Here is a 2,316-nt window from a genome sequence, read left to right as displayed (position 1 = left end):
GGGCGGGCGGCGGGGGCGTTTTCCCCTTCACATCCGGGCCCGGCCCGCGTATAGCCGCCGCCTGATCCTTCCCGGAGACCGACGATGCAGGGCAGCGCCAACCTCAACCTGATGATCAAGGCCGCGCGGAAGGCGGGGCGGAGCCTCGTGAAGGATTTCCGCGAGGTCGAGAACCTCCAGGTTTCGGTGAAGGGGGCCGGCGACTTCGTCAGCCGCGCCGATATCGCGGCCGAGAAGATCATCCGCGACGAACTCGTCGGCGCGCGGCCGACCTACGGCTGGGTCGGCGAGGAATCCTGCGAGACCGCCGGCGCAGACCCGACCCGGCGCTGGATCGTCGATCCGCTCGACGGCACCACGAACTTCCTGCACGGCCTGCCGCACTGGTCGGTCTCGATCGCGCTCGAGCACAAGGGCGAGGTGGTCGCCGGTGTGATCTTCGACCCGGCGAAGGACGAGATGTTCGCCGCCGAGAAGGGAGCGGGCGCCTGGATGAACGAGAGCCGCATCCGCGTCTCGGGGCGCAAGGCGATGTCCGAGGCGGTCTTTGCCACCGGCGTGCCCTTCGGCGCCAAGAAGACCCTGCCGGCCACGCTCCGCGACCTCGCCAGGCTGATGCCGGCCACGGCCGGGGTGCGCCGCTGGGGTTCGGCGGCGCTCGACCTCGCCTATGTGGCGGCGGGGCGCTTCGACGGCTACTGGGAACGCGAGCTGAACGCCTGGGACATGGCGGCGGGACTGGTGATCGTGCGCGAGGCGGGTGGCTTCTGCGAGGCGGTGCGCGAGGGGCGCGACGTCTTCGAGAGCGGATCGGTCATCGCCGCCAACGCCGAGATCTTCGGCGCCTTCGCCGGGGTGCTGCGCGCGCCCGAGTGAGGCGCCGGTGGGGGCTTCCCGCCCCCACACCCCCCGGGAGTATTTTCTCCAGGAAGAAGCTCAGGCGCCGTCCGAGGGGTGGTTCACCCCGTCGGTCCAGGGCACCTCGCCGAGGTCGCGCGGGTTGACGCCGTCGAGGCAGGCGACGTTGACGCCATATTCGTTCGGGTTGGAGCGCCGGCGGTGATGGGTGTAGATGCCGCAGGTCTTGCAGAACCAGTGCTGCGCCGTGCCGGTGTTGAAAGTGTAGAGCCTGAGGTTGTCCGCGCCTTTCACGATTCGAACGCCGTCGAGGGGAGCGGTGACCGCAATCGCGCCTCGCCTTCTGCAAAACGAACAATCGCAGCGCCGTGCCGTGCTGAAGCCGTCGCTCAGCTCGACCGCAAGCTCCACCGCGCCGCAGTGGCAGGTCGCGCGGTGCGGGCGGGACAGTTCGGGCAGCATCAGCGCCTCCGCCGGACCGTCGGGATGCGGGACGGCGAGTAGACCGTCTCGGGGTGCGGCGGCAGGCCGTGCGTGCGCGCCCAGAAGCCCGGGCCGCCGCGGCGGAGCCAGAGCGGCAGGGCGAGGACGAGCCCGGCGACGAAGCCGCCGGCATGGGCCCAGAAGGCGACGCCGCCGCCGTCGACCGGCATGCTCACACCGCTGAAGACCTGGAGCGCGAACCAGAGGCCGAGCATGACCCAGGCGGGCAGGGTCAGGATGCGGATGAAGATGACGATGATGACGAGGATGTCTACCCGGGCGCGGGGGAACATCAGGAGATAGCCGCCCATCACGCCGGCGATGGCACCGGAGGCGCCGACGGTCGGCACGGCGGAATCGGGCGCGGAGTAGATATGCGCGAAGGCCGCGGCTATTCCCGAGGCGAGGTAGAAGACGAGGAAGCCGACATGCCCCATCTGGTCCTCGAGATTGTCGCCGAAGATCCAGAGGAAGAGCATGTTACCGATGATGTGCATCCAGCCGGCATGGAGGAACATCGAGGTGAGGATGCCGGTGTAGCTGATGTGCTCGGTCACGAGCGCGGGATAGAGCGCGCGGTCGGCCCAGAAGCCGGCGAGCGCGCGCTCGTCGGCCATGTAGGGGAGCTGCACGAGAAAGATCAGGACGTTGACCGCGATCAGCGCGTAGACCACGAAGGGCGTGCGATGGGAGGGGTTGTGATCGCGGATCGGGAACATGCGCGCACGCTCGCCCGTCCGCGATCCCCCGTCAAGCGGTACCCGCCTCCGCCAGGAGCGCCGCGTTGCCGCCGGAGGCGGTGGTATCGACGCAGACGTGGCGCTCGTGCGCGACGTGCGCGCGGTCGGGCTGCGCCGTGATCAGCGGCAGGATCGGCCCCTCGCGGCCCGCCAGCGCCTGCGTCAGGGCGCGCGCGGTGGCCGTGTCGCCCCACCACAGGACGCCCGAGAACCCCGCGAGCGCGGCGAGCGCGGC

At 70.3% G+C, this 2,316-nt stretch carries 4 protein-coding genes; 1 reads left to right on the top strand and 3 read right to left on the bottom strand.

The features are described 5' to 3' along the window. Window positions 1–84 precede the first annotated feature (84 nt). Window positions 85–876, top strand: coding sequence for an inositol monophosphatase family protein (locus F9K34_RS18705; RefSeq protein ID WP_291338611.1), 792 nt, complete (start codon window positions 85–87; stop codon window positions 874–876). 60 nt (window positions 877–936) lie between these two features. Here F9K34_RS18705 and F9K34_RS18700 read toward each other — a convergent pair whose 3' ends face one another. The 3 genes from F9K34_RS18700 to F9K34_RS18690 form a co-directional block, all read right to left on the bottom strand. After that, the gene (locus F9K34_RS18700; protein ID WP_291338610.1) at window positions 937–1,320 is read right to left on the bottom strand and encodes a GFA family protein; all 384 of its coding nucleotides are present in this window, start codon (window positions 1,318–1,320) and stop codon (window positions 937–939) included. Continuing rightward, window positions 1,320–2,060, bottom strand: a complete 741-nt coding sequence (locus F9K34_RS18695) for a rhomboid family intramembrane serine protease (RefSeq protein ID WP_291338609.1) — start codon at window positions 2,058–2,060, stop codon at window positions 1,320–1,322. Before F9K34_RS18695 ends, F9K34_RS18700 begins: the two co-directional genes overlap by 1 nt. A 31-nt stretch (window positions 2,061–2,091) precedes the next feature. Beyond that, window positions 2,092–2,316, bottom strand: a 225-nt coding sequence (locus F9K34_RS18690) for a hypothetical protein (protein ID WP_291338608.1), incomplete at its 5' end; no start/stop codon positions are given.

The organism is Albidovulum sp. (genome assembly GCF_008933605.1).
Lineage (GTDB): Bacteria > Pseudomonadota > Alphaproteobacteria > Rhodobacterales > Rhodobacteraceae > Albidovulum.
Note: the sequence above shows the minus strand (reverse complement) of the source record. Positions and strands in the feature narration are given on the sequence as shown.

Coding starts and splice junctions, on each gene's coding strand:
- F9K34_RS18705 (WP_291338611.1), top strand. CDS start 85: ATGCAGGGCAGCGCCAACCTCAACCTGATGATCAAGGCCGCGCGGAAG.
- F9K34_RS18700 (WP_291338610.1), bottom strand. CDS start 1,320: ATGCTGCCCGAACTGTCCCGCCCGCACCGCGCGACCTGCCACTGCGGC.
- F9K34_RS18695 (WP_291338609.1), bottom strand. CDS start 2,060: ATGTTCCCGATCCGCGATCACAACCCCTCCCATCGCACGCCCTTCGTG.